We start from the raw sequence: 21831 nt of genomic DNA on the forward strand, positions 1-21831 counted from the left end.
AAGAAGATTCTCTATAAAACTGAGAGTCTTCTTTATTTCTTCTTATCATTTTTTGGAAATAGGCGGCGATGTCTTTGGTAATACATATGTCCAAAGATATAAACGAAGAACCCTAAAGCTAAACTGTTGACTAAATACCCAGGTAACGTGGTTGGAGCAGGAACGTTTTTTAAATGTCCGAAATGTCCTAAAGGCCAGAAAATCCATAAGGGTGATCCTAAAAGATTCTCCATAGGAACAAAGCCAAATTCACGACTATCAGCGCTCATAGGATAATTATCTCCTAAAACTAAAACATGACCCTCAGGAATTTGTATTCCAAAATTATGAATGAATTTTGAGAACTGTTCTAGATCTTGTGGAGGAGGACCTCTATCGATAAAACCTATGTAAGGACGATCTTCTGAAGATGCTTCTTGTTTTGCTTTTTCAGACTCTACGAACTTTTGCAAGGCGGGATCATTTTTAATGAAGATAGGAGAATCCATAACATAGAGATTTCCTTGATTATAAAATGCATAGCGACTTGGTAAAGGATTATACTTAGGATTTTTTGGAATAAAGAATGAGCTAAAATTAATACCACAGTTAAATAGGTCAATTACCTGATTGTCATTTAGTTGCATTAATGCATGAGTTGGTTTTAGCTTATAACGCATGCCTCCAAAACCTATTTTATAAGCTTCTCCTTTAGAATATTCGTAACAACCGTTATCTACTCCCGGGAAAGGTAGAGCAAAAAGTTTTGCCGTATCTTCTGATCCTCTTGTAAATGGTTGATACTTGTAAGCAACACCATCAGAAATAACAAACCGTGATGTATTAAGATTATTCCTAATAAGATGAATATGCTCTTGCCTTAAGGGAAGAAGCGTTTTCATAGGTTGTATGGTAGGAATTATTTGATTGTTATAGTGCTGAAGATGAGGCGTAGGGTAAGAAACGTTCGGAGTATGACAAATTTCCAAATAAGTTTGAGCTATTGGATTTGGAATAGTATGACATAGACTGGCCTGTTTATGAGTAAGAATACGTACCATAGCATAGTTGCCCATGCCAAACAGGTCGGAATAACTAACCGGAGATGTATGAGGAGTTTTTAATGCATTGGGAATATCATTATTCCAAGAACTATTGTGAAAAAATTTGCCGTAAGGGCCTTCTTGAGGTAATGAAATCTTACCGCAAGGTTGATTCATCTGTTTAAATAATGCTGTAGTTTTTTCATTATTTATAATTTCTACAGAGCCGTCGAAAGATATGTAAGGGACGTGGTAGAGATTCTCAAGACCAAAATCATTGGGGAAATGAATAATTTTTCCGTCTTTATCAAGACCGTAAATTTTTCCTCCGTAAAAATAAAGAGTATCCCCGGGCTTCCCCATGCAACGTTTAATATAACGTTTTTTCCCAGGAATGAATCCGAAGTACTTCGTATCGGAATTTGGAATAGGAAGATCACCAACAGTGAAGACTACAAGGCCACCGCGAGTAATGGCTTCGGAACAAAATCCCCAAGGTTTTTTCTTAAAGGGGAAGTGTAGTCCGAAAGTTGTTTTAGAAACAATCATCCGATCTTGTTCTAAAATCGTTGGACGCATAGACCCAGTAGGGACTTCGTAAAGTTCAAACCAAAATTGACGAATAAGAAAAGCAACTAAAGCGGCAAAGAGAATAGCTTTAGTAAGCTCCCAAGATTTCTTTGCAAAAGAAGCAGGGTAGCGTTTATTGAATTTCTGAGCCTGCTCTGCGAGTTGACTGGCTGTTTCTTGATCTTGTTGAAAGATGGCTTCTTCGAGCTGCTCTAGTAATGTTTGTAATTCTTTTTGAGAGTCGGGATGTTGAGCAAGTTTTTTACTTTTAAGTAACTTATAAGTCGAATGAAGTATTTGACGACTTTTATTTAAGGAATACCGATGTCTCATGAAGATGCCTAGTGAAACCCTTAATTTCTTTCTGAGTTTGAATGTCCTCATATTAAATGAGGATTCGAAAAGGGTATTTCCCTAATCGAAATTGTGGCTATGTTTAGCGCACCTAAAATAGACAGAAGTTTTGCTACATATTTATCTAATTGTAACATTAAAATTAAAATATGAGCATCTAACAAAAGCCTTGAGCGCTATTTTACTGTATTAGATTTTTCAATCAAAAATATTTTCTAGATAAGTTTAAAAATTTCGTATTTTTTAAGACTTAATCTATAAAATGTCTAGAAACTGTTTTGAAAGAGGTTTGCTTGTCCTATTTATTCTTTAATCTCGGGAAGAGTATAAGAATAAGGAGACGAGGCTTCGTGACCTACATCAATAGCTCTTAAAACAACTGTGCCTTTTGGAGTTTCTATACTAGTCCATAAAGGGAAAACAGAGATTTCGCAAGCTGTGAAATACATGAGTACGTTTTTCCCCGATAAAACGGATGAATCTTTAGGCCAATTCGCGCACCAAGCTTGAGCAGGTGTTTTAAGAGAATAACTTCCCTCTACAGTAATTCTAGGCGACCATGGATCGCGGTTTTTACCCTGTCTTTTTATTAAATGATCTGGCGCTTCATTTAAAGAAAGCTGTAGGAGTGTGGAGAAGACAGGAAGATCTTCTGATTGCAAGCGACGTAGTTGCTGAGTTTTTGGATTCAAACAAAAGATATGCATATCTTTTGTTGATAGAGATATTAAAAAAACTCGTCTAGGAGAATGTAAATCGTTAATTAAGTTTTTCCACGGTGTGTTTTGTATCAAGACTCGATCTTGTTGAGATAGATGTGGAAATTCAGTCATTTCTATCCACGCTGTGTCGGAAGATACAGATTTTACGAATAAAAAAAACTTTTGAACGCCTTTGCTGAAAACAGCGTAGTCACCAGCTCGTGCACGGAAAATATTTTGTTTTACAGAGATAGGAGATTCAGCAAATCCAGAGCATGGATAGAAGAAAATTACTAAAATAAAAAGTCTTTGAAACAGAGGTGATAAGCGTATTTTTTCTTGCTTTTTCATAAGGTATTTCTGTACACTTTTCCTTTAGTATTTCATGATGTTGTTTCCCACATACCATAAGATGGTGATTTTGGAGTTGTCAATATGAAAAAGAACACTCATCCCGAATATAATAAAGTTTTATTTGTAGATTCTTCTACAGGATATAAATTTGTTTGCGGATCTACATATCAGAGCGATAAGACGGAAGTTTATGAAGGACAAGAGTATCCTGTATGCTACGTCAGCGTGTCCTCTTCTTCACATCCTTTCTTCACAGGAAGTAAGAGATTAGTGGATGCCGAAGGCCGGGTAGATAAGTTCTTAAAGCGTTACAGCAATGCAAAGCCTGCGCAACCTGCTCAAACCTCGGTAGAAGAAGAGCCTATTGCTAAGGCTAAGAAAAAAGCTCCCGCAAAGAAAAAGAAATAGTCTTATTCATTAAGTTTTAGTCTTTTTTGTATAAACACGTTGTCATTCTCCTTATTCTAGGATGTGTTGAGGCGTGTTTTTTATTTAATGTTTCATTCAGAAATATTCATATCCTTTTATTATATATTTTTGTCTGCAATGGTTGTTAGAATGTTTTTGTCGTTTGCAGTGACTCATATTGGCAGGATATGATAAAACATTGACTCATGACGTTGACCACAAGGTGATTGAAAATCATCTTATGGTAATAACGTTTTCTATACCCTACAGAGCGTTAACCTGTTCTCTAATTTTCAAGAGTTGTGATATTGAAGGGGGGAATTTGTATGACTCCAATGGGTAAAGAATTTAAAAAGTTAACTTAAAAAAACTCCTCGGTATTCAACTCGAGAAGTATGTCAGGAACTCTTGATTGAGAAGTAATTCATGGAAAAAAAGATTCTAGAGTATTTGAAGCGCCTAGAGGAAGTGGAAGTTAAAATCTCTAATCCGGAAATTTTTGAAAATCCCAAAGAGTATAGTAGCTTGAGTAAGGAACATGCACGTCTTTCTGAATTAAAGAACGTATATGATAAAGTTTTAGGACAGGAAAAAGTTCTCAACGATGATAAAGAAGCATTAGCTCAAGAGAAAGATCCTGAAATGATCGCTATGCTAGAAGAGGGTATTCAATCAGGAAAAGCTGAAATTGATAAGCTTTATAAAGTTTTGGAGAATCTATTAGTTCCACCGGATCCGGATGACGATTTAAATGTTATCATGGAATTGCGTGCAGGTACTGGTGGAGATGAAGCAGCTCTTTTTGTGGGAGATTGTGTCCGCATGTATCATTTGTATGCATCTTCAAAAGATTGGAAATATGAAGTTCTTTCCTCTTCTGAGTCCGATATTGGCGGATATAAAGAATATGTAATGGGTATATCTGGAACCGGCGTAAAACGTTTGCTACAGTATGAAGCCGGAACGCATCGCGTGCAAAGAGTTCCTGAGACTGAAACTCAAGGTCGTGTGCATACTTCTGCGATCACTGTTGCTGTATTGCCAGAACCAGCAGAAGATGATGAAGAAGTCTTTATTGATGAGAAAGATTTAAAAATAGATACCTTTAGGGCTTCTGGGGCCGGAGGTCAGCATGTAAACGTTACCGACTCTGCAGTTCGAATTACTCATATGCCCACAGGCGTTGTGGTTACTTGTCAAGATGAGCGTAGTCAGCATAAGAATAAAGCCAAGGCTATGCGTATTTTAAAGGCAAGAATACGCGATGCAGAAATGCAGAGACGTCATAAAGAAGCTTCCGCTATGCGCTCAGCTCAAGTAGGTAGCGGAGATCGTTCAGAAAGAATCCGCACGTATAATTTTTCACAAAATCGCGTAACTGACCATAGGATAGGTCTTACTCTTTATAATTTAGATAAAGTTATGGAAGGAGATTTGGATGCTATTACTTCAGCTTTAGTCAGTCATGCTTATCATCAGCTCTTGCAACATGGAAACGAAGAGAATTCTTAGAGAAGCTGCTGCGTATTTAAAGTATTGTGGTGTGGCTTTCCCTGATAGAGAGGCTGCGGATATTTTAATGGATCTTCTTGAAATCAGTTCCAGAGCACAGCTAGTCTCTGTTTTATTAAACGACGATCTCATTCCAATTTATTGGGAACGCGTTCAAAAAAGAGCTAGACGTTATCCAACAGCATATATTCATGGCAGTGTACATTTTTTAGGTCTGCATTTGGAAGTAGACTCTCGTGTCCTGATCCCTAGAATGGAAACAGAATTATTAGCCGAACAGATTATAAAATATTTAATCAAGCATCCTCATATTCAAACATTTTATGATGTTTGTTGTGGGAGTGGTTGTTTGGGATTATCTATAAAAAAATATTGCCCCGATATTAAAGTTATTCTTTCAGATATTTGCCCAAAAGCAGTGGCTGTGGCTAAGGCGAATGCATTTAAAAATAATTTAAATGTTGAAATTTTGAGCGGAGACTTATTTTCTCCGTATTCTTTTCCTGGAGATGCTTTTGTTTGCAATCCCCCCTATCTTTCTTTCGATGAGATTCTAAATGCGGATCCTGAAGTTCGATGTCACGAGCCGTGGAGAGCTTTAGCTGGAGGTAATTCCGGACTAGAATTCTATGAACGAATTGCTAGTGACCTGAATAGCATTTTGTCCCCTAGAGGTGTTGGTTGGCTGGAAATTGGCTATAAGCAGGGGAATGCAATAAAAAGAATTTTTTCAAATTATGGTGTCTCGGGGAGCATACACCAAGATCTCTCGGGATACGATAGGTTTTTTTTTCTTGAAAATCATGCAAGCGATACTGTATCCTCATGAGATTATTCTTGATTTTTGCTGAGTAGATGATCAGTTCTTTATCGCAAAAACTATCCTCAATTTTTTCTTCGTTGATTTCCTCTCGTAGAATTACTGAAGAAAATATCTCGGAAGCGATCCGGGAAGTCCGCTTAGCCCTACTAGACGCCGATGTGAATTACCATGTCGTTAAAAGTTTTATTGCTAAGGTAAAGGAAAAAATTCTTGGAGAGGAAGTATGGAAGCATGTTTCCCCCGGACAGCAGTTTATACGATATTTACATGAAGAATTGACAGAATTACTTGGTGGTAAGGCTGATTTAATTACTTCAGGGAATCCTGGGGTGATTTTACTTTGTGGCCTACAGGGAACAGGGAAAACTACGACATGTGCTAAGCTTGCTGCCTATGTTCTAGAGGAACGCAAGGCAAAGAAGGTATTAGTTGTTCCCTGTGATTTAAAACGCTTTGCAGCAATAGATCAATTAAGAAACTTGATTTCAAAAACCCAGGCTGAACTGTATAATAGCGAAGGTCAGGATCCTGTGAGAGTAGTTTCCCAGGCTTTAGACTATGCGAAACAGCACGGTCATGATCTTATTTTGATTGATACAGCGGGCCGATTGCATATGGATGAAGTGTTGATGGAAGAATTGGTTTCCATACAAAAAATCTCCAAATCATGTGAACGGCTATTTGTTATGAATTTGGCTATGGGACAGGATGCTGTTGCGACAGCGAAAGCGTTTGATGATTATTTAGATCTCACGGGAGTAATTATCTCCATGACAGATGGAGATGCTCGAGCCGGAGCTGTATTGTCGATGAAAAGTTTATTGGGGAAACCAATAAAATTCGAAGGCTGTGGTGAGAAAATAGAAGATCTTCGACCCTTTAATGCTGAATCTATGGCAGATCGTATTTTGGGCATGGGAGATACCGTGCATTTTGTCCAAAAAATGCGCGAATGTATTTCTGAAGAAGAAGACGAAGAACTTGGAAAAAAATTAATAGAATCGACCTTCACCTATGAAGATTATTACAAACAGATGAAGGCATTTCGACGTATGGGTCCACTTAGAAAGCTTATGGGAATGATGCCGAGTTTCGGTAGTGCTAAACCTAGCGAGAAAGATATAGCGGATTCCGAAGAGCATATGAAAAAAACAGAAGCGATTATTCTTTCTATGACTCCCCAAGAAAGAAAAGAGGGAGTTGATCTAGACATGAGTCGCATGAAAAGAATAGCCGCCGGTTGCGGATTGACTTTAGGTGATGTAAACCAGTTTCGCAAGCGTATGGCGCAATCTAAAAAGTTTTTTAAAAATATGAGTAAAGAGAGAATAGAACAAATGAAAAAGAAAATGTCTGGAGGAAACCTGTGGCGTTAAAAATTCGTTTACGACAACAAGGACGAAGAAATCACGTAGTCTATAGATTAGTACTTGCTGATGTTGAGTCTCCTCGTGATGGTAGATACATAGAATTATTAGGTTGGTACGATCCTCACAGCGCAGTTAATTATCAATTGAAGAGTGATAGAATTTTCTATTGGTTAAATCAAGGTGCTGAACTTACAGAAAAAGCTACTGTTTTGATTAAACAAGGTGCTCCTGGAGTTTATAGTGAATTGATGGCTAAACAAACTGCTCGTAAAGCTGCTGTATGTCAAAAACGTCGTGCTTATCGTCAACGTCGTTCTGCAAAAAGAGCTGAAGCTGTAAAAGCTGTTGCGAAATAGTTTTTAGGGTTGGGATGGAGATCGAGATACTTTCTTTATTCCCAGACTATTTTGATAGTCCTTTGCGGTCCAGTATTTTAGGCAGGGCTATTAAGAACGGGCTGTTAAAAATTCAATCCAGAGATATACGAGATTTTGGATTAGGAAAGTGGAAGCAAGTAGATGACGCCCCATTTAATAATGATGGGATGCTTCTTATGGCAGAGCCTGTAGTACAGGCAATACGGCATATTAAAAGAAGTGATACCAGGGTAATACATCTCTCTCCTCAAGGGATGCTTTTGACAGCGCAAAAGAGCCGAGAATTGGCGAAGTGTTCTCATTTGATATTTTTATGCGGGCACTATGAAGGCATTGACGAAAGAGCTTTAGAAAGTGAAGTAGATGAGGAGATAAGTATCGGAGATTATGTTTTAACTAATGGCGGGATTGCCGCATTAGTCGTCATCGATGCTTTATCTCGATTTATCCCCGGGGTTTTGGGAAACCAGGAGAGTGCGGAAAAGGATTCCCTAGAAAATGGGTTGTTAGAGGGACCTCAATATACACGTCCTCGAGTATTTGAAGGTAAAGAGGTTCCAGAGGTGCTTCTTCAAGGAGATCATCAAGCAATTGCTCGATGGAGAAAGCAGGTAAGTTTAGATAGAACCCGAGAAAGGCGTCCTGATTTATATCTGCGCTATCTTTATGATCGAGAGAACAAGGAAAATTTTTCTCAGGAAGAAGAACAGAAACAGTCTGCGTTAGAAGCGGAGAGTGCTGTAGTTTTAGAGGTTGAAAATGTTCAACGATCTCGAAAGTTTTATTCTAAGATATTTAGATTAAATCAGCCTGGCAATGATAAACTACAAATCCCGGGAAAAACGCAAATGGTTCTACATTTGCAAGAAGTAGGGTTACAAAATAAAAATACAGCCATTTTGTCGCTTCGATTAGATAGTGAAGACGATTTTTTTAATTTTTTAAGACGATGGAAAATGCTTGGAGGGACTTTAGAACAAGCTGACGATCGTGGAGCGGTGAGATTAGTGCGTGATTTTGACGGACATCAGTGGACGATCTCTTACAAAAAGGCAAAATAGAAATAGAAAATTTAGGTGAAGTATATGGGGAACTTAATTAAGGAATTGCAAGACGAACAACTTCGAACGGAAGCCCTTACAGATTTTTGTGTTGGTGATACAATTCGTGTAGCTACAAAAATTGTAGACGGTGGTAAAGAGCGTACACAGGTTTTCCAAGGGACAGTGATGGCTCGTAGAGGCGGAGGAGCAGGAGAAACTATTGCTTTGCACCGCGTGGCTTATGGCGAAGGCATGGAAAAGAGTTTCTTACTTCATAGTCCTAAGATCGTAAGTATTGAAGTGGTAAAACGCGGTAAAGTTTCCAGAGCTCGTCTATACTACTTAAAAGGTAAGACTGGTAAGGCTGCTAAAGTTAAAGAATATATTGGGCCTAGAGCTGCTAAGAAGTAGTTAGTTATATCTATTGAATTTAGCTGATTTCTGATTTTACTTAAGATATACCGATCTATGAAGACACTGGCTATTGATGAAGAACAATTATTTTTATCAAAAACTATCTTTGAAGAAGAAGTTTTTGATGAGGGTTTTTCTATAATAGCTGGAGTGGATGAGGTCGGAAGGGGCCCTCTAGCAGGGCCTGTAGTTGCAGGAGCCTGCATCCTTCCTCGAGGTAAGATATTTGCTGGAGTGAATGATAGTAAAAAGTTGACTCCTAAGGAAAGAGCTAAAATTCGCGATATCCTATTGAATGATCCAGATGTATGTTATGGAATCGGAGTCGTCTCTGTAGAAAGAATAGATGAGATCAATATTCTTGAAGCAACCAAGGAAGCTATGGCGAAAGCAATAGCCAGTCTCTCTGTTTATCCTGATTTTCTTCTAATAGATGGTTTACATTTACCCCATAAAATTCCTTGTAAGAAGATCATCAAAGGGGATTCAAAATCCGCATCTATAGCCGCGGCATCGATAATAGCTAAAGAATATAGAGATGACTTAATGCGAGAGCTTCATCAACGCTATCCTGAGTATGGCTTTGATAAGCATAAAGGTTATGGAACTGCTGCGCATTTAGCAGCATTGAAGGCTTTCGGCCCCTGTGATTGTCATAGAAAGAGTTTTGCTCCCATAAGGCAGGTATCCTAATATTTTATGAAAGATAAAGTTCGTGTTCCTTTTTCACCTGATCAAATTTCATGTGCACCGAAACTATTTACTATTAGTGCTCCTGCAGGAGCTGGGAAAACTACATTAGTGCGTATGTTAGCACAGGAATTCCCGGAATCTTTTCAAAAAACCTTATCCTTAACAACACGATCTCCTCGTCCTGAAGAAGTTTCTGGTATAGATTACTGGTTTGTATCTCAAGAAGAGTTTAAACAACGATTAGATAACAATGATTTTCTAGAGTGGGTCTCGCTTTTTGGGGAGTATTATGGAACTAGTCGTTTAGAAATTGATGAGATTTGGAAATCAGGAAAACATGCAATTGCAGTGATTGATGTGGAGGGTGCTTTATCTTTAAAAAGTAAGATCCCTACAGTTACTATTTTTATTTCCGCGCCTTCTCAAGAGGAACTAGAGAGACGTTTAAAACATAGAGGATCTGAGAGAGATTCTCAAAGACAAGAACGATTGCAGCATAGTCTCATTGAGCAAGCTGCATCGAATCAATTTGAATACGTCATTATCAATGATGATTTGGAAAAATCTTACGAGATTTTGAAGAGTATTTTTATAGCAGAAGAACATAGGAACGTATTATGAGCAACAAAGATCGTTTAACAAATGAAAAGTTAAACCAATTGTTTGAAAGCCCGTTTAGTTTAGTAAATTATGCGATTAAGCAGGCAAAAATTAGAATAACAAAAGGCGACGTACGTTCTTCTAATGCAGCTATTGAGGCGTTAGTTTTACTAGAAAGGGACGGTGTGCAAGCAGATTTTACGGAAGAAGATGTAGAAAATGTTGCTGCTCCGGTTAGTGAGAGAAAAAGAGAAGGAACTACATCAGGAAGAAGAAAAGACCCTTCAGCTTACACATGGAGTGATGTGAAATAATGCCCGCGCGCGTTTTAATTACCTCGGCATTACCTTATGCGAATGGACCTCTACATTTTGGACATATAGCTGGGGCCTATTTGCCTGCGGATGTCTATGCTAGATTTCGCAGATTATTAGGGGATAATGTTCTTTATATTTGTGGTTCTGATGAGTATGGAATCGCAATCACATTAAATGCCGAACGCGTAGGTTTAGGGTATCAAGAGTATGTGAATATGTATCATAAGATACATAAGGATACTTTCGATAAATTGGGGATTTCCCTAGATTTCTTCTCACGTACAACGAATCCTTTTCATAAAACTCTTGTTGAAGATTTTTACCTGGAGCTTAAATCCAAAGGTTTAGTAGAAAACCAAATTTCGCTTCAGCTATATTCTGAAGATGAAAAGCGTTTCCTTGCTGACCGTTATGTAGAAGGTGTATGTCCAAAATGTGGATTTGATAGCGCGCGCGGTGATGAATGTCAAAAATGCGGTGCTGATTACGAAGCTACCGATTTAATTAATCCACGATCTAAATTGTCGGGATCTCAATTAGTTCTTAAAGAGACGGAGCATGCCTATTTCCATTTAGAACGTATGATTGAGCCTTTATTAGCCTTTATAGAAAAAGTATATTTACCTGAGCATATTCGTAAGTTTGTTGTAGATTATATTAAGAATTTACGTCCACGTGCCATTACTAGAGATTTATCTTGGGGGATTCCCGTTCCTGATTTCCCAAATAAGGTATTTTATGTCTGGTTTGATGCCCCTATTGGTTATATTAGCGCAACTATGGATTGGGCAGCATCTCGGAATAACCCTGACGCGTGGAAAGACTTTTGGTTGGAAGAATCCACAGAGTACGTGCAATTTATAGGTAAGGATAATATCCCTTTTCATGCAGCGATATTTCCAGCTATGGAATTAGGCCAATGCATCTCTTATAAGAAGGTAGAGGCTTTAATATCTTCAGAATTTTATCTTCTCGAAGGTTATCAATTCAGTAAATCTGAGGGGAATTATGTAGATATGGATGCCTTCTTGGATACATATTCCCTGGATAAATTACGTTATGTATTAGCGGCTACGGCTCCAGAAACTTCTGATAGTGAATTTACTTTCATAGATTTTAAAACGCGATGTAATTCAGAGCTTGTTGGTAAGTTTGGGAATTTTATTAATCGTGTACTTGCTTTTGCAGAGAAAAATGGGTTTAGAGAATTAACATGTCTTGCAGATATGTTAGAAGACAAGGATAGACAATTTTTGGCTGATGCACAAAGAATTGTTCAGGAGGCTCAAGCGCATTATAGTAAGTATAGCTTGCGTAAGGCATGTTCGGCAATTATGGAGTTGGCAGCGTTAGGAAATGTATACTTTAACGATCAGGCGCCATGGAAGCTTCTTAAAGACGGATTATCGCGTCGTGTAGAGGCTATACTTTTTTGTGCGTGTTATTGTCAGAAATTGCTGGCATTGATTGCATATCCTGTTCTTCCAGGGACAGCTTGGGAGATATGGAACATGCTTTCCCCAAAATCTCTAGATCTTGAAAATCAGGATAAGGATCGTGTGGCAAACCTTTGGAATGCAGAATTTTTAGAATTCTCTGATGAGGTTTTCCATTTAACAACACCGCAGTTGTTATTTACAATTGTAGATTAGTCTCTTCTTTATCTCATGAAAATGAGAAGGTTTCTTGTTCGGGTTGTGTAAGTTGCTCAAGAGCTTGTACAAGTCCTGTACAGCGATGTTGTACCTTATCATTTCTTGTGGCTATAGCAATTGCTTTTTTTGTTCCCACGAGAATCACAAGCTGTTTTCCCCTTGTAATTGCTGTGTAGAGAAGATTTCTATACAGCATCATAAAATGAGATGTATGTATAGGAAGGACAATACAGGGACTTTCACTTCCCTGATATTTATGTACTGAAGTGGCGTAGGCTAAAACAAGATCATCAAGTTCTGAGAAGGAATATACAACGTACTTTCCTTCCATATTTACTATAACACGCTTATTTTCAAAGTTGATCATGGAGATGTAGCCAATATCTCCGTTGAATACTTCTTTATTATAGTTATTGCGGATTTGCATAACTTTATCTCCAATAGCGTAGGAGTGAAACCTTCCATGGAGAGTTGCTTGTTTAGGATTTAAAGCAGATTTTAATATTTTATTGAGATTATGGATTCCTAAAATACCTTTTTTCATTGGGGCGAGAATCTGAATGTCTTTAGGGTAAATATGGTATTTCTTAGGGATAAACTGTGTGACTAGATGGACAATATGATCTACAGCTTCCTGAGGATCTTCCTTTTGAAAAAATAAGAAATCCTTACGTCCTGATTCAGAATACAGTATAGGGAATTCACCTTCATTTACTTTATGAGCATTGATAATGATGTTTGAGTCATGCACCTGACGGAAAATCTTGTTTAGCTTAGTTACGGTGATTTTTTTAGAATTGATAATATCTTTTAAGATATTCCCAGGGCCAATACTAGGCAGCTGATGTACATCTCCAATCAGAATAACAATCACATGATCAGGAAGAGCTTTTAGAAAATGGTATAGGAGATATGTATCCATCATTCCCGATTCATCGACTATGATTAAATCGCAATCTATGGGATTTTCATAATTCTTACGAAATGAACGTGTCTTAAAATCATATTGTAGTAGGGCATGAATAGTCACCGAATGTTTTCCAGTAATTTCTGTCATGCGTTTTGCTGCTTTCCCAGTGGGAGCTGCTAGAATGATTTTATAGGTAACCTGCTCAAATATCTTAAGGATAGCCTTAGTGATGGTACTTTTTCCTGTCCCTGGCCCTCCAGTAATGATATGAATCTTTTCTAAAAAACATGCACGAACAGCTTCTCTTTGATTTTGCTCTAAGTGAAGGCTTAAATTATCCTCAACCCATTGAATGGCTTTATTTCCATCTATAGGGCGAATTTTCCTTGAGGAAAATAAGATCCGTTTTAAATCGGAAACTACTGTCCTTTCTGCAAGATAAATATGCTTCACCCATACGTGAGGTATGTTTTCTAATTCCTGAATGTGCAAAAGATTTTTCTCTCGCATGCTGTATACTTGAGAGATGATTTCTTCAATCTGTATAAGTTTTTCAGGAATATCTTGGTTCAGGAGTTTCTCCACAGATTGAGCAAGACTTTGTAGAGGATAGCATGTATGACCGTCTTCTTGGAGTTCTTCTAGAGAATGTTGTATTCCTGCAAATAATCTGCTTTGTGAGTTTAATGGTACCCCTAAGCGTGTAGCGATCAGATCAGCGGTTTTAAATCCAATACCCTCCATTTCCCTAGCAAGTAGGAAGGGGTCTTCACAGATTTTCTCTATAGAATGTTCTTTGTATTTTTTATAAATTCTTACGCCATAGTGGATAGCAATATTGTATTGTTGTAAGAAAAGAAGAGCGGTTCTTAGATCTTTTTGTTCGCGAAGTTGTTTACATAAACTATCACAACGGGTTTGGCTAATTCCTGGAATTTCGATCAATCTTTCTGGTTGATTATCAAGAATATCAGCTGTCTCATTTTGGAATTTTTCAATAATCTTTTCAGTGATTTTTGGTCCGATGCCTTTGATAAGCTTAGAGGTAAGATAATTGACTACTCCACGACTATCTCCCATTTCTAGAGAGTCGCAACTGTATACTTGGAAGTATTTTCCTAAGTTTTGATTTTCTGCCCATTTTCCATAGAGATGTAGCTGCATACCAATTTGTAGAAAAGAATCAGGAAACTGACCTTTGATAACGATGATTGTACCCTTATAGGGTATTCTCATATGCGCAGCGGTTTCTTTTGAATCCTGATCTTCAAAAAGTATGCTTTCTAATTTTCCGGAAATTTTCTCCATAGAATTCTTAAATCTAATTTAGGGGGACGAGTGTCGTAGGAGAATTAACTGACATATTTTTATAGCTATAGCTTAGGGGATTTGGGAGTATAACCTTTTTCAAGTTGCTTGCCTCCTAAGGCACGCTAGTTGCCCTTCTCCAATACTGTTTATATATTGGAGACTGAAAAACTCCCTAGCGTTTAAGTGTAATAACGGAAGACACCTATACACTAGTATTTTCAATGTGTCCATAAGAACACGTACGTAGTTTCTTTTTTCTCACCAAGATATTCGCGTTATACATTGTGCTCTGTATTTTCAAACGCGAGATTTTGATTTAATCTTTATCAAGTTTCCTTGATTAAGATAGTAAGGTGAGTGTAGCTGAAGATAAATTTTTTATTCGATGAGTATTTTTAAAGACGAACTTTTCATCCCGAATTAAAAATCACTCCCGGATGCTTAAAAACGAGTTTTATAAATTCGTCATGAGAAATTTTGTGGGCTAATCTGCAGAGGGGAGAATCTTGGATTCCTCTGGTTCCTTTTGATTTGCCTTTCTCCCGAAGAGAATTAAGCAAATGAGACTGCCTCCTAACATTAGGAAAATCCCAATACCCTCTTGTATGGTGGGCAGAGTCTTTTCATAAAGATAGGATAAAATCAAACCAAAAATAGGCTCAAAGATTAACATAGATCCTAAAAGAGCAGGAGATAGATGCAAGCTAGCCTTATTCCACGAGGTGATGGCTCGTGATGAGGAGAATATTCCCATAGCTGAGCATAGAAGAATAAAGAGTAACCGTTCTGATGTTGGCGTGTGTGCTATAAAATTATGAGCAATATGCGTGATGCCCAGACAATCAAAGATAATAATCAAAGGGAGGCAAATAGCCAGTGAGGCTACCCCCAACATCCCACACCATAAATCTGGAGAAATATTAGGATTTTTTAACAAAAAGTCGTAGTTACAGATAATATAAGCAACCCAAATGCCTGTAGATATGATGACACAAGAAAGTCCTATAAAATACTGTAGAGGGTTTACTGCTGTTGTTGAATGAAATTCCGAGAGATTTGTTAACACAACTCCTAAGAAAATCACACAGCTGATCGCAGAAAGTAGGGTATAGGAAAGCTCTTTTTTCTTTACATTTGAATGAAAGAGAACAGCTATGGGAGCTAATCCAGCGATAATAATCGTTATAGCGGCCCCTACGTAACGAATTGCCAGAGCAATGCCAAAATAGTAGACCATATTTACAAGAAAGGCCCAGAGGAAGCTTTGACCCCAAACATGCAAAGAGATGTTTTTAAAGATATTTTGTCTTTTCCATAGGATAGGGAAAAGAGAAAAAATCCCAAAAATGGTATAACGAGTTAAGACAATATCAAGTTCTTGAAAAGATTCTAACAAATTAGGAATGACGAAGACTATCCCCCAATAGAGACAGGCCAATAGGCTATGAAATAGTCCTACAGGGACGCTACGGGATTGTTTTGTTTGAGAATCGTTAACAAACATATCTGCCTTTGAAAGAATTAAATGGTTTTATAGGCAATAAAAGAGATATTTTACCATAAACAACATTTTTAATGGATTGAACACTTTATAATACTTGGGTGATTCTAATCCAAGTATTAATCCTCGGTTTATTTTCTATGAGAACCAAAGTACTTGTTTACTCTGACGAAGGCGTTTCCCCTTATTATTTGCGTCATTTGATCCGCTGGTTGAAAAATAGTCTTCCCTCTGAGGAAAACCTAGAGATCTGTCGTGTGGACGGGAATTTCCTTCTTTACGATCCTTTATGGGAATTCACGGCGCGTCTACTGATTATGCCTGGAGGTGCCGATCGTCCCTATCATAGAGTCTTACAAGGTTTAGGCACTGCAAGAATAGATAATTATATTCGTGAAGGTGGGAATTATCTAGGTATTTGCGCTGGAGCTTATTTTGCGTGTAAAAGCTTAAGTTTTAATGAGCCCGATGGCTCTCTTTATGTTGCCGATCGGGCGTTGGGTTTTTTCCCTGGCCGTGCTGTAGGTCCTGCTTACGGTACGTTATTCTCTTATACAAGCCCGATAGGTGTACGTGCTGCGCCGCTGTTTTTTTCTAATTTAAATGCACGTGGTTGGGCTTTATTTAACGGTGGTCCGTATTTTGAATGTGCTGATACCTGTGCAGAGATTTGTGTAGAAGCGCGTTATGAGGATCTTCCTGATCAGCCTGCCGCGATTATTTCTCGACGCTTGGAGAAAGGTTTGGTTATTCTTTCTGGATTGCATATAGAGTATCTTCCTGAGCGTTGTCAGATGACAGAGGACAATGTTGTTAAAGCTCGAGAAATTTTAACAAATACCATAGTTTTGGATCAGTATCGCGCATCTCTTTTATCACGTTTACTTCATACAACTACGTCTATAATTACATAATTTAATCGGCGTTATCTCGGGATCGTTTAAGATTTGTTTGTCTAGACAGATGACTGAGATTTAAAATTTCATCTTCAGTTAAGTTAGCAATAACTAGATTTTCTGTTTCCACAAAACGGGCTTGATTTAGATTTCGCATGGAATCTTCATGATTTCCTTGAGGATGGGAAATAAGTCCGTATGGAGAACATTCTCTTGGGAATGATGTCGTATCTTTCTCTACAAATATCTTCCAATAATCTTCTGGGGATAAAATATAAACGGACGTTTGGCTTGCATCTGTTGGAATATCTTCTTGAGATCTCTCCTCAACTAAGAAAGTTTGAATTTCATCAAATTGAGGTGTGGAGATTGCCTCCCTCGATGCTGTGTGTCGATGATTTGCAGGTGTTTTTGCTCGCAGTTGGCTATAGGGAGATTGCTGTAGAAATAATGAGGGGCTCGTATTGCGATTGCGAATTGCTGATGCGGGGGTTGTCCTTGCGGATCCGGGAGATTGCGTATCTTTGGGTATTAATGTTCGTAGCCGATTATAGGGAGATTCATAAGCAGTTGCTATAGGCGCCGATGGTTGGGGTGCATATTTTGTGTTAGGCGCTAGCTGCTGTATCGGAGTTGATGCCGGTAATTGCTGAGAATCAACTGTATTTCTACGTAAATTTGGTATTCCCGGTGTTTGCGTGAAGCGCATTTGTTCAATAGCACAAAATAGCGCGATAATTTCTATTTGACGTACTCTGATATCAGGACATCCTGATTTAAGTAGTTCTAGGTTAATAATTTTTTCTTTGGAAACGCTAGAATTTAATCCTACGTAATACTTAGTGAAGAAACTTTTGAAAATTTTATAAAGGGTTTCATCGATATCTTCTTTACTTTCTATAACGGTATTTTCGTTGGGTATTAAAGAATCTCGAAGGATAGGAAGTACGTAACTTACGTCTCCCAATTTCGTTCTTACAACTTGGCTTTCTATATTTTGGGATAAATCCTTTTGAAGCACCTGATGTATGTAGCAGCGTTTTGATTGTTCATTGATAACAGGTTCTGCTTCAAGTTCTGTGAAATCACGAGATGTAAGGATGATATTAAATCCTATGTGATTTCTAGATAGAGTTACCTCCTCACCATCTATTTGGCAAGTTTTCCATGAAGCAAGGATGCTTTGTAATAAAAATTGTGAATCTTTTAGAAAGATCTCTACCCAAGCATCCTTATCAGGGAAGAAATCCTCTTGATTGACGTGCAGGAGGTTTTCTATTGTTGCTTGCCCAGATGCTGAAGATATCTTTTGTTTTAATTCTCTAAAAATAGCTTCAGGAAGTTGTGGAAGAGCTGGAATTTTTGTGGATACTATCGGTGTGGACTGTAGGTGAGGCGGATATTTTATTGCCTTTTGCTTCTTATCGTGAATGTGAAAAACAATTTGTAAAAAACAGAGAATCACGAGGACCCCTGTGATTAATGCAGTTATGACAATAAGTATTTCTGGTGAACATGCTAGGCTCAAACAGGTGGCCACAACTGCTGTAGCTAAAATAGCAGATACACTGATAAAGACCCCTAGAGCAGAAGAGGAAATAGATCGATTACAACAAAGAGGGAAATTAGCTTGAGTCTGATTTTTTGTGATTGTTTCTTGTGAGACAGGTTTGGTCATAGATTATATTGTCCTCTACGCCATGAGAACCTAGTAAAGAGAACTCCGGAGGATGGGTTCGAACCAACGACCAATGGATTAACAGTCCACTGCTCTACCGCTGAGCTACTCCGGAATATCCAAAGAAGACAATTCTAAGTGAAATAGCAAAAAAGTCAATAGGTTTTCTGTATAAATATCTTCTTAAGTCGAAGCTATCATTAACATGAAGTGAAAAGATATAATAGGAAAAGGCTAAGAATTTTATCCTTTATTCTTTTTAATGAAAGAAGAGTTCTCTAACAAATCCTACGATTTCATCTGTGGACTTTTTTGGGGTGACTGTAGTTTCTGGCTCTTCATTCTCTATCAAAATAGGGTATGCAGAACTGAAATAAGTGTGGGATTGTTTAGATAGCGCTTTAACAATATCTCCAGGAATATTTACATGATACAAACTTTCCTCTACTGCTAGGTAAAGAATAGATGTAAGCGCCGTAGCAAGGTTAGGTAGGGAAGTTTGTTTGCTTATGTTGCTATGATATTCCAAGGATGGCACAGCAAGATAAGGGATTTCTTTATTATTCGATTTTATTCCATGAATACGAGTGTTCACAAATAGACAACGTTTAATTAATACGGGAACGTCGTCCAATCTTGACGAAAAAGATTGTGATGAAGAAGAGCCTAGAGTCTCTAGATTTTGTGGAGTGAAATTTTTCCATAGCAACGACCAATTCGTTTTCGATGATTGATTGTCGTAAGGGAGTATAGTGAAGTTCGCTCCATGCACAAGAAAATCAGAAATCTCTATTTTCTTAGATAGAAGCATAGAAATAAGAGAAAAACGCAAGTTTACATATTCTATTTCCATAGCGTAGGGAAAGCGCTCCGATGGCATGGGATTGTGAATACATAGATAACGGATTTTCATTCCTGAAGTTCTAGGAGATACTCTTCCTACAGTTACTTGAGTGTGTAACTTCGCAGATAACCAATGCTCAACAATGCTTTCTTTGCGAATCCAAAAGTAAGCGATAATGCAAAATGCTAATAAAAATAAATTCTTTAAAAGTTTAAACATGCATGATGAGAATATTATTTATCTTAGTTTCTAACATAGATGAATAAAGAAATATTAGAAAATAAAAAAAAGGCCTCCCTTCTTCTCAAGATAGATGAAAGGAGACCTTGTAATGATAGAGAAGATATTCTCTAATTTAACAATTAATAATCCATTCCTGCGCCTGGCATTGCGGGAGCAGAAGAGGATTTATCTTCAGGAATATCTGCGATTAAAGCTTCTGTTGTTAATAGAAGTCCAGCTACAGAAGCTGCGCTTTCTAAGGCACAACGTGTCACTTTAGTTGGATCAAGGATTCCTGCTTCGATCATATCAGTATAGGCATCACGTAAAGCGTCATAGCCTTCGCTAGAAGAGCGAGAAAGCACTTGTTGACAGATGATAGCACCTTCTTTACCAGCATTTGCTGCAATTTGCTTCAAAGGAGCTGATAGTGCTTTAAGAACGATGCGTGCTCCGATCTGCTCATCTTCGTTTGTAAGAATAGGAATGAAAGCTTCTAAAGTAGGCATACAACGAACTAAAGCTGTACCACCGCCAGGTAGAATACCTTCTTCAACTGCAGCAAGAGTTGCATGTTGAGCATCGTCTACTCTGTCTTTTTTCTCTTTCATTTCGATTTCTGTAGCAGCACCTACACGGATTACAGCTACGCCTCCAGAAAGTTTAGCTAACCGTTCTTGGAGTTTCTCTTTATCATAATCAGAAGTACTATCTTCGATTTGTTTTTTGATACTGTCGCATCGAGATTCAATATCTTCCTTGCTTCCAAGACCTTCAACAATTGTTGTGTCTTCTTTAGAAACTATCACCTTTTTAGCTTTTCCTAGCATAGCTAAAGTGGTGTTCTCAAGCTTCATACCAAGTTCTTCGCTAATAAGTTGACCGCCGGTTAAGATTGCGATGTCTTCTAACATTGCTTTTCTTCTATCACCGAATCCAGGAGCTTTTACTGCGCAAACTCTGAATCCAGCACGTAGTCTATTTACTACTAAAGTAGCTAAAGCTTCACCTTCGATATCTTCGGCGATGATAAGTAGGGGACGTCCAGATTCTGCTACCTGTTGTAAAACTGGTAGAAAATCTTTAATTCCGGAAATTTTTTTGTCATAAATAAGCACGAGAGCTTCTTCTAAAACACATTCTTGTGTTTCAGGATTTGTAGAGAAGTAGCTGGATAGGTATCCACGGTTGAAATTCATGCCTTCGACAACGTCGAGAACAGTTTCGAAACCTTTAGCTTCTTCAACAGTAATAGAGCCATTTTTGCCAACTTTTTCCATGGCTTCGGCGATAAGATTACCGATTTCAGAATCATTATTTGCAGAAATAGTCGCTACTTGAGCTATTTCTTTGTGATGCTGTACGGGTTTACTAATTTTTTTGATTTCATCGACAACAACTTTCACTGCTTTGTCGATTCCTCTTTTGAGATCCATAGGATTGGCGCCCGCAGTTACGTTTCTCAATCCTTCGCTGTAGATAGCTTCAGCAAGAACAGTAGCTGTTGTAGTTCCGTCACCAGCTTTATCTGCAGTTTTGCTAGCAACTTCTTTGACCATTTGAGCTCCCATATTCTCGTGTTTATCTTCGAGCTCAATTTCTTTGGCGACAGTTACACCGTCTTTTGTAACTTGAGGAGAACCAAAGCTTTTATCGATAACTACATGACGTCCTTTAGGACCTAAGGTTACCTTTACAGCTTCTGCAAGAGTTTTAACCCCTTTATGGATTTTCTTTCTGGCGTCTTCGTTATATTTAATATTTTTTGCTGCCATTGTTTTTGTGCTCCTTAACTTTTTGCAATCTATAAATAATGATTTATCTTACTTGAGAACTGCCATAACTTCGCTTTCCTGAACAATGACGTACTCCTCACCTTCGATGGTAAGTTCTTGTCCCGCGTATTTATCTATTAAAACAGTATCGCCCACTGCGACTTCGAAAGGTAGAGTGTTACCGTCCTTGTCTCGTTTTCCTGTGCCTAGGGCGAGTACCTCTGCTCGGTCTTGTTTTTTCTTTGCTGTATCAGGTAAAATGATACCGCCGAGAGCTGTGGAATCTTCTTCTTCCCTTTTCACTAAAATTCTATCGCCCAGGGGCTTAATCCTAAGGGCCGTTGCTTGATCTGACATGTTATAAGCTCCTTGTGTTTTATGTTCTAAGAGACTTTGCCGTTTCTCGAAAACGATACCAGAGTCTCCCGTTTTTGGCAATGATTTTAGCACTTAATAATATCAAGTGCTACTTTTTTTAGTT

At 38.0% G+C, this 21831-nt stretch carries 20 protein-coding genes and 1 tRNA gene; 12 read left to right on the forward strand and 9 right to left on the reverse strand.

What is annotated here, in order from left to right; translation table 11 throughout:
* Positions 1-32 precede the first annotated feature (32 nt).
* Positions 33-1925, reverse strand: coding sequence for a signal peptidase I (gene lepB, locus O6937_RS05160; protein ID WP_332390573.1), 1893 nt, complete (start codon positions 1923-1925; stop codon positions 33-35).
* Between the two features lie 323 nt (positions 1926-2248).
* Positions 2249-2998: a hypothetical protein gene (locus O6937_RS05165; protein WP_332390574.1), complete on the reverse strand. Its 750-nt coding sequence runs from the start codon at positions 2996-2998 to the stop codon at positions 2249-2251.
* Positions 2999-3082: 84 nt separating this feature from the next.
* Between O6937_RS05165 and O6937_RS05170 the strand changes: the two genes are divergently transcribed.
* The 11 genes from O6937_RS05170 to metG all read left to right on the forward strand — a co-directional run bounded on the left by O6937_RS05170 (position 3083) and on the right by metG (position 12210).
* Positions 3083-3409: a type B 50S ribosomal protein L31 gene (locus tag O6937_RS05170; protein ID WP_332390575.1), complete on the forward strand. Its 327-nt coding sequence runs from the start codon at positions 3083-3085 to the stop codon at positions 3407-3409.
* 426 nt (positions 3410-3835) lie between these two features.
* Entirely contained in the window at positions 3836-4921 is a 1086-nt protein-coding gene (gene prfA / locus O6937_RS05175; protein ID WP_332390576.1) for a peptide chain release factor 1, read from the forward strand.
* A complete protein-coding gene (gene prmC / locus O6937_RS05180) occupies positions 4899-5750 on the forward strand; it encodes a peptide chain release factor N(5)-glutamine methyltransferase (protein ID WP_332390577.1) in 852 nt (283 codons plus the stop codon). The genes prfA and prmC overlap by 23 nt, the downstream gene beginning before the upstream one ends.
* Positions 5751-5776: 26 nt before the next feature.
* Positions 5777-7120 (forward strand): signal recognition particle protein, encoded by a 1344-nt coding sequence (ffh, locus tag O6937_RS05185; protein WP_332390578.1) that lies wholly within the window; start codon positions 5777-5779, stop codon positions 7118-7120.
* Entirely contained in the window at positions 7111-7470 is a 360-nt protein-coding gene (locus O6937_RS05190) for a 30S ribosomal protein S16 (protein ID WP_332390579.1), read from the forward strand. Before ffh ends, O6937_RS05190 begins: the two co-directional genes overlap by 10 nt.
* A 14-nt stretch (positions 7471-7484) precedes the next feature.
* The gene (trmD, locus tag O6937_RS05195) at positions 7485-8552 is read left to right on the forward strand and encodes a tRNA (guanosine(37)-N1)-methyltransferase TrmD (protein ID WP_332390580.1); all 1068 of its coding nucleotides are present in this window, start codon (positions 7485-7487) and stop codon (positions 8550-8552) included.
* 24 nt (positions 8553-8576) lie between these two features.
* Entirely contained in the window at positions 8577-8945 is a 369-nt protein-coding gene (gene rplS / locus O6937_RS05200) for a 50S ribosomal protein L19 (protein WP_332390581.1), read from the forward strand.
* A 57-nt stretch (positions 8946-9002) separates the two neighbouring features.
* Positions 9003-9641: a ribonuclease HII gene (locus tag O6937_RS05205; protein WP_332390582.1), complete on the forward strand. Its 639-nt coding sequence runs from the start codon at positions 9003-9005 to the stop codon at positions 9639-9641.
* Positions 9642-9647: 6 nt separating this feature from the next.
* Positions 9648-10262 carry a guanylate kinase gene (gene gmk / locus O6937_RS05210; protein ID WP_332390583.1) on the forward strand — a complete coding sequence of 205 codons (615 nt, stop codon included), beginning with the start codon at positions 9648-9650 and terminating at the stop codon, positions 10260-10262.
* Positions 10259-10555 carry a hypothetical protein gene (locus O6937_RS05215; RefSeq protein ID WP_332390584.1) on the forward strand — a complete coding sequence of 99 codons (297 nt, stop codon included), beginning with the start codon at positions 10259-10261 and terminating at the stop codon, positions 10553-10555. Before gmk ends, O6937_RS05215 begins: the two co-directional genes overlap by 4 nt.
* Positions 10555-12210, forward strand: a complete 1656-nt coding sequence (gene metG, locus O6937_RS05220; RefSeq protein WP_332390585.1) for a methionine--tRNA ligase — start codon at positions 10555-10557, stop codon at positions 12208-12210. The genes O6937_RS05215 and metG overlap by 1 nt, the downstream gene beginning before the upstream one ends.
* Positions 12211-12223: 13 nt before the next feature.
* On the opposite strand, the gene recD2 is transcribed toward metG, so the two are convergent.
* Both recD2 and O6937_RS05230 read right to left on the reverse strand, forming a co-directional pair.
* Positions 12224-14431, reverse strand: a complete 2208-nt coding sequence (recD2, locus tag O6937_RS05225) for an SF1B family DNA helicase RecD2 (RefSeq protein ID WP_332390586.1) — start codon at positions 14429-14431, stop codon at positions 12224-12226.
* A gap of 487 nt (positions 14432-14918) precedes the next feature.
* Positions 14919-15938: a DMT family transporter gene (locus O6937_RS05230; RefSeq protein ID WP_332390587.1), complete on the reverse strand. Its 1020-nt coding sequence runs from the start codon at positions 15936-15938 to the stop codon at positions 14919-14921.
* Between the two features lie 137 nt (positions 15939-16075).
* On the opposite strand from O6937_RS05230, the gene O6937_RS05235 reads away from it, so the two are divergent.
* Positions 16076-16849 carry a BPL-N domain-containing protein gene (locus tag O6937_RS05235; RefSeq protein WP_332390588.1) on the forward strand — a complete coding sequence of 258 codons (774 nt, stop codon included), beginning with the start codon at positions 16076-16078 and terminating at the stop codon, positions 16847-16849.
* A 1-nt stretch (position 16850) separates the two neighbouring features.
* On the opposite strand, the gene O6937_RS05240 is transcribed toward O6937_RS05235, so the two are convergent.
* The 5 genes from O6937_RS05240 to O6937_RS05260 all read right to left on the reverse strand — a co-directional run bounded on the left by O6937_RS05240 (position 16851) and on the right by O6937_RS05260 (position 21707).
* Positions 16851-18509 (reverse strand): hypothetical protein, encoded by a 1659-nt coding sequence (locus tag O6937_RS05240; protein ID WP_332390589.1) that lies wholly within the window; start codon positions 18507-18509, stop codon positions 16851-16853.
* Between the two features lie 43 nt (positions 18510-18552).
* Positions 18553-18624, reverse strand: a tRNA-Asn gene (locus tag O6937_RS05245).
* Positions 18625-18768: 144 nt separating this feature from the next.
* Positions 18769-19572, reverse strand: a complete 804-nt coding sequence (locus O6937_RS05250; RefSeq protein WP_332390590.1) for a hypothetical protein — start codon at positions 19570-19572, stop codon at positions 18769-18771.
* 143 nt (positions 19573-19715) lie between these two features.
* Positions 19716-21350: a chaperonin GroEL gene (gene groL, locus O6937_RS05255; protein ID WP_332390591.1), complete on the reverse strand. Its 1635-nt coding sequence runs from the start codon at positions 21348-21350 to the stop codon at positions 19716-19718.
* A 48-nt stretch (positions 21351-21398) separates the two neighbouring features.
* Positions 21399-21707 (reverse strand): co-chaperone GroES, encoded by a 309-nt coding sequence (locus tag O6937_RS05260; RefSeq protein ID WP_332390595.1) that lies wholly within the window; start codon positions 21705-21707, stop codon positions 21399-21401.
* Positions 21708-21831 lie beyond the last annotated feature (124 nt).

The organism is Chlamydia sp. 04-14 (genome assembly GCF_036632095.1).
Classification (GTDB): domain Bacteria; phylum Chlamydiota; class Chlamydiia; order Chlamydiales; family Chlamydiaceae; genus Chlamydia.